Source organism: Synergistetes bacterium HGW-Synergistetes-1, from assembly GCA_002839185.1.
Taxonomy (GTDB): domain Bacteria; phylum Synergistota; class Synergistia; order Synergistales; family Synergistaceae; genus Caenicola.
The window spans coordinates 355773-362503 of record PGXO01000004.1; the positions used below are offsets into that span (position 1 = coordinate 355773).

The 6731-nt window shown below is 47.4% G+C and carries 3 protein-coding genes and 1 other annotated feature; of the genes, 2 read left to right on the forward strand and 1 reads right to left on the reverse strand.

The window, feature by feature from the left end; all coding sequences use genetic code 11:
- Positions 1-61: 61 nt before the first annotated feature.
- Positions 62-2698: a pyruvate, phosphate dikinase gene (locus CVV54_05230; GenBank protein ID PKL04864.1), complete on the forward strand. Its 2637-nt coding sequence runs from the start codon at positions 62-64 to the stop codon at positions 2696-2698.
- Positions 2699-3012: 314 nt separating this feature from the next.
- A complete protein-coding gene (locus CVV54_05235) occupies positions 3013-4026 on the forward strand; it encodes a deoxyguanosinetriphosphate triphosphohydrolase (GenBank protein ID PKL04865.1) in 1014 nt (337 codons plus the stop codon).
- Positions 4027-4047: 21 nt separating this feature from the next.
- On the opposite strand, the gene CVV54_05240 is transcribed toward CVV54_05235, so the two are convergent.
- Complete coding sequence (locus CVV54_05240; GenBank protein ID PKL04894.1) at positions 4048-6342, reverse strand: penicillin-binding protein; 2295 nt, start codon at positions 6340-6342, stop codon at positions 4048-4050.
- 298 nt (positions 6343-6640) lie between these two features.
- Positions 6641-6730: a sequence feature (possible 16S ribosomal RNA but 16S or 23S rRNA prediction is too short), on the forward strand.
- Position 6731: the final 1 nt, after the last annotated feature.

The following is a 6731-nucleotide window of genomic DNA, read 5'->3' on the forward strand; positions in this document are numbered from 1 at the left end:
TTATAATGATATTAACATAAGAATGCATACCCGTTAATTTTTAAATCAGGGAGGTCACACAATGCTCGAAGCTAAAAAGTTTGTCTATGATTTCAGTGAAGGTGACGCAGGTATGAAGATCCTTCTTGGCGGAAAAGGTGCCAACCTTGCTCAAATGTGGAAGATCGGGCTGCCGGTACCTCCGGGATTTATCATTACAACGGAAGCATGTCATGAATATTGGAAAGAAAATGATTTTATCCTCAATATATGGGATGATGTGAAATCTGCAGTATCAAGAGTCGAGGCCCTTGCAGGAAAAACTTTCGGTGGAAAAAAAGATCCGCTGCTGGTATCGGTGCGTTCTGGGGCACCTGTCTCAATGCCTGGCATGATGGACACTATTCTTAACTTGGGACTGAACGATGAAACCGTTGCAGCCCTTGCTGAGGCTGCCGGTGACGAACGCTTTGCTTATGACAGCTACCGCCGTTTTATCCAGATGTTTTCAGACGTTGTAATGGGAGTAGAGCATTCCAGTTTTGAAAAAAAACTTCATGCTAAGAAGATACAGAACGGCGTTAAGGATGATAACCAGCTTTCTGCGGCTGCTTTGAAAGAACTTGTCGAGGAATACAAGGGTATTCTAAAGGAAGCGGGCAAGGATTTTCCTGTTGATGTATGGCAGCAGCTCAGACTCGCTATAGATGCAGTATTCCGCAGCTGGAACACACCAAGGGCCATTACTTACAGAAAGATAAACAACATTCCCGAGTCATACGGAACAGCTGTCAGTGTTGTTACCATGGTATTCGGCAACCTGGGGGATGACTGCGGCACGGGAGTTTGTTTCACAAGAAGCCCGTCGACGGGAGAAAACAGGCTCTTTGGTGAATACCTTATCAATGCCCAGGGAGAGGACGTAGTTGCAGGTATCAGAACTCCTGTGGAGATATCACACCTTGCGGCCGCTATGCCGGAGGTCTATAAAGAATTCTGCCGTATTGCTAAGCTCCTTGAGAAGCATTACAAGGATGCCCAGGATATTGAGTTTACTGTCGAAAGTGGCAAACTTTATATACTTCAGACCAGGAACGGCAAGCGAACAGCAGCAGCAGCTGTCAAGGTCGCTATGGACATGTTCAGGGAAGGGCTGATAGACGAAAAGACAGCTGTTGAGCGAGTTGCCCCTGAACAGGTCGAGCAGCTTCTCCATCCTCAGATAGACCCGAAAGCTAAACTAATACCTCTTGTAAAAGGACTTCCGGCATCACCAGGCGCGGCGGTCGGATTTGTCGTTTTTGATGCAGATGAAGCTGCTGAGCGCGGAGAAAAAGGTGAAAAGATCATCCTTGTCCGTCCTGAGACCACGCCTGATGACATCCATGGACTTTTTGCCGCCCAGGGCGTCATAACAGCGCACGGCGGTATGACGAGCCATGCGGCTGTTGTTGCCAGAGGACTTGGAAAACCTTGTGTATCAGGTGCCGAAAGTATAAAGATCGACTTTGCTGCAGAAACCTTCACAGTAAACGATACAATTGTCAAAAAGAACGATTTAATCACCATTGACGGAACGAAGGGCGAAGTTATTCTTGGAAAAGTTGACCTTGTGGAGCCGCAGTTTGATGAAGATTTCAGTGAACTTCTCAGAATGGCTGACAGGATCTCGACTCTGGAGGTCTGGGCCAATGCCGATACACCTGAAGATGCCATAAGGGCTAGAGGCTTTGGAGCAAAAGGAATTGGGCTGTGCCGTACAGAGCACATGTTTATGGCTCCTGAAAGACTCCCTGTCATGCAGAGCATGGTCGTGGCATCCACCAGGGATGAAAGGATCGAACATCTTAAAAAGCTCGAAAAGATGCAGGAGGAAGATTTCCTGGGTATATTCGAAGCGATGGATGGACTTCCTGTCACAGTAAGGCTGCTTGATCCTCCGCTTCATGAATTCCTGCCGAAGCTTCCTGATCTTAAGAAGGAGCTTAAAAACCTTTCTGCAGGAAGTCCCGAGGCAAAATCTGTCAAAAATACGATAGCAAGAGTCCACGAACTGCATGAATCAAACCCGATGCTTGGATTCAGGGGATGCCGACTTGGCATCATCTATCCTGAAATTTATGAGATGCAGATCAGGGCAATATTCAGCGCAGCTTGTAAGCTCGTCAGCAAAGGCATTACCCCAGTGCCCGATATAATGATCCCGCTCGTCGCGACAAAAGAGGAGATGAGGATACTCAGGGAGATGGTCGACAGGATAGCACCCGAGATAATGAAGGAGCACGGCTGCACTGTGGAATATCTTGTTGGAACAATGATCGAGCTTCCCAGAGCTGCCTTGGTGGCAGATCAGCTTGCCCAGCACGCCCAGTTTTTCAGCTTCGGCACAAACGACCTTACTCAGACGACTTTTGGATATTCAAGGGATGATGCGGAAGGAAAGTTTCTTGGCCAGTACGTTTCGGAAGGAATACTTCCGCAGAACCCATTTGCAGTACTCGATCGTGAAGGTGTAGGCGCCCTGATGGAGATCGGTGCTACAGGAGGCCGGAAAGTAAATCCGTCTATCCAGGTGGGCATTTGCGGCGAGCACGGAGGAAACCCGTCAAGCGTCGCGTTCTGTCACAAGCTTGGACTCAACTATGTCAGCTGTTCGCCCTTCAGGGTGCCTGTATCAAGGCTCGCAGCTGCGCATTCTGCCCTCGGCATACTTAAATAGATTTTAGTTCTCCATGGTTAATCTGCCGGAAAACCGTCGGCGTGAATCGGTAGTGAAGCAGTTGTAAGGGCGGTTAAACAATCGTGAGAACTAAAATCACCGTCATTCCTGTATGAACCTTAGCGGGAATCCAGCGACTTGTGTTTAGGTCTTAAAAAGTTTGTCACAGCAAGGACCTAGAGCCACTGGATCCCCGATTTAAGCGCTCGGGGACGACGAGACGGAGCAAGATCCTCAAGCCCAAACCATTGCTTCACCATTGTTTCACGCCGATGTTTTTTCGGCAGCTTGCCCCTACTTAGGAGATGGTCATTTTGAACACCCGCGTTCGCTGGGAAGAAATTGAAAAACATATACTCTCTCCTTTCGCAGCTCTTTCTTCAGAAAGCAAAGGCAGGGCAAAAAAGGAGGAGCCATGTTCGGTAAGGACATGCTTCCAAAGAGACCGTGACAGGATAATACACAGCAAGTCGTTCAGGAGGCTCAAATACAAAACGCAGGTCCTTCTCCTACCTGAAGGAGACCACTACAGGACCAGACTTACACACACGCTTGAGGTCTCCCAGATCGCCAGGACTATAGCCAGGGCCCTCATGCTCAATGAGGACCTTACGGAAGCTATCGCTTTGGGTCATGACCTTGGCCATACACCATTTGGACACATGGGGGAAAAAGTCCTCGATTCCCTTGCCAAAGACCATGGACTTGGCGGTTTCCACCATGCTGTCCAGAGCCTGAGAGTGGTCGACTGCCTGGAAAAAGATGGAAGGGGACTGAACCTTACCTGGGAGGTAAGGATGGGGATAATACAGCATTCAAAAGGGCAGGTGGATGTCCATTCAGGATTTGACCTAACCGAACCTTCGACACTTGAAGCCTGGGTCGTTAGGATATCAGACTCTGTCGCCTACCTGAACCATGACCTGGATGACGCGCTAAGGGCTCAAATAGTTGGGTTCTCAGACATACCCGGAAGTGTCGTTGATAAAATGGGAACGACTCACGCCGAGAGGATCAACTCACTGATAATGGACATTATTGAGAACAGTATCGACAGCAAGCCGACATTCAGCCCATCAATGCTTATGTCAATAGAGACGCTGCGGGGGTTTCTATACAGCAGTGTTTACAGGCATGCGAACGCACAGATAGAGGATTCCAGGGTAGAGCATGTACTTACGGCACTTTTTAAATACCGCATGGAAAAATGCAAAGACGACCCACAGGGTGCAGTCGATTTTATATCAGGAATGACCGACAGGTTTGCACTTCAGCTATTCCAGGATATTTATGTGCCTTCCCCATGGCCAAAGGGCCGGACCCAGTGAAGTAAAGAGTTTATTTGAGCTTTACTCAATAATGTTGTATCTCTTTAGAAGCTCCTGATATTTTGCTTCCATATTTATAGCCTCGCTCGTATCTTTTTTATAGGGATCAGGGGTTTTGTTAGGTACTTTTGCGTGCTCAGTATCTATTGTTTTCTTTATTGCTATAGGGATTTCAGGTTCCGGAACAGAAGATTCCTCCTCAGTGCTCTCCTGTTGCGGAAGTCCTTTCATTGCATATCTGTAATGGGTCATTTCGTCGTCTATAGGAGCGAGTATCAGCTGAGGAGCATTTTCATCAGCCCTTGCCGCCGAGAGACTGCCTCCGTGCCATGGGCACTGGGATGAAGGAGCATGGCCGGCTGGGAGAAGTATATTTGTAGCCGGACATCCTGGTGCAGCTAGGAAACCTGTCTTTTTGCATACTCTTACCGATTCCACACCGGCATCGGGAGGCACAACGAAATCAGATGGAAGTTTGAGTTTTTTCACGGCGAAGGAGACAAACTCTTTCCATACCGGGACAGCTGCAATAGTTCCCGTTGTTTTTCCGCCAAGCGGTGTGTGGTTGTCATTCCCAACGTAAACTACTACGACCAGGCCCGGAATGCCGCCTGCGAACCAGGCATCAGTCCAGTCGTTTGTCGTTCCCGTTTTGCCAAATGTCTGGTGCCCGTCGATCCTTGCCTTTGCCCCGGTTCCCCACATCGCAACCTGTTCAAGCATTGAGCGCGTTGTCACAGCAGTTGTAACAGAGATCGCGTTTGCCAGTTTTGGGCCGTTCTGTTCTATGGATTCCCCACTTTTGCCCTTTATTTCCTTTATACCGTATGGTTCAACTTTATAGCCGTTGTTTGCGAAGGTAGAGTATGCCACACACATCTCAAGCGGGGTAACGCTCGCAGTTCCAAGAGCAAGTGAAAGGTCTTCAGGCAGATGCGGTGTTGATATGCCCATCCTCCTTGCCATTTCCACTACCCTGCTTACGCCATCGATCTGTGCTAACCTGACCGCCACGGTATTTATAGACCTTGCGAGCGCATCCATGAGGGTAACTTCTCCGTCATATTTACTTCCGTAGTTTCCCGGTTTCCAGCCGTTTGGAAAGATGAGAGGCGCGTCAAGGAGGTGGTCAACGGCTCTGTATCCGTTTTCCAGGGCGGTTGCATAGACTATGGGCTTAAATGCTGATCCCGGCTGACGAAAGGCCTGAGTGGCCCTGTTAAATTTACTGGCATCAAAATCCCTTCCTCCTACCAGGGCAAGGATCTCTCCGGTATTTGGATCGAGGGCTACAAGAGCTCCTTCGTACTTCATCTTTGAAACAAGATCTTCAGCTTTTTTCTGAAGATCCAGATCAATTGTCGTATGTACCTTCAATCCGCCACGGTATACCATTTCTGTCCCATAATTGGGCAGAAGCTTGTTGAAAAGTATATATGAGACAAAGTGAGGTGAATCTTTAAGAGAGAGGTTGCTTCTGTTGGCCTCTCTTTTGACCAGTTTTGGCACATCGTTCACGCTGGTGTCATAATCAGATTTTGATATCCAGTCAAGATCCAGCATCCTTTTGAGAACATAGTCCTTTCTCGTCTTAGACCTTGAGGGGTTTCTAAAAGGGCTGTATGTCTCAGGCGCTGCGACAAGACCTGCAAGTACAGCTGACTCAGTTATTGAAAGCTTACCCGGTGCTTTGCCGAAATATTTTTTTGAGGCGGAGTCTATGCCATAGGCTCCATGACCCATATATATAGTGTTGAGATACATCTCGAGAAGCTGTTCTTTTGTGTATATCCTTTCAAGTCTTAAAGCGAGGATGGCCTCTTTTGCCTTCCTTACGATTGTCTTTTCTTTTGTAAGGAAAAGATTCCTGGCAAGCTGCTGTGTTATTGTGCTTCCGCCCTGCCGTGCCCCGCGATGAAAAATATCGACCAGGACTGCCCTGAATATTGAAACAGGCCTTATTCCGGAGTGATCATAGAATCTGTCGTCTTCAGCTGCCAGTATTGCCTTGACCATCCATGGGGAGACAACGTCAAGCTTTACCCAGTTCCTGTTTTCCTGGAAAAGTCTCGTTATGACCTTTTCATTTCTGTCATATACGATAGTAGCCAGGCTGGGCTCATGTGCGAGTATCTCCTCTGTTGTCGGAAGTGACTGTGATATGTCTTTTAGGAAAACAGCCAGAATAACAGCCAGAAGAGCTGCGCATATTGCTGTGAAAAGAGCTATGTGAGAAAAGATCTTGTTGATCAACGATTTTTTCTTTTTTCCTTGCTTTTTTTTCTCAAGAGAAAACTTTTTGTCATTAAACTGCATCAAAGGCATAACTGCGGCAGCCTCCAGTCATTTAGTAGATCCAACCATAGGTCGGATGTCTAAGCTTTATTACTAATAAACTATCATCATTATGTGAATTATAACACGGTAAATTTTGCAATAAAATTTATGAATAGCACCCCTTATGAAAATTTTAAAATAAGCTTGCATTTTCCGCCAAAGCGTAGTATATTACCTCCTGTCGCCGTTGCAATCAGATCTTATTACAGTAAACGGTGACGCTGAACCTTGCCAATTGAATACAGTACGTAAGGAAATAAGCGAACGAGACCAGAATCAAACGGAGAGTTTGATCCTGGCTCAGGACGAACGCTGGCGGCGTGCTTAACACATGCAAGTCGAACGGGAGTACTTTGAAAGCTTGCTGA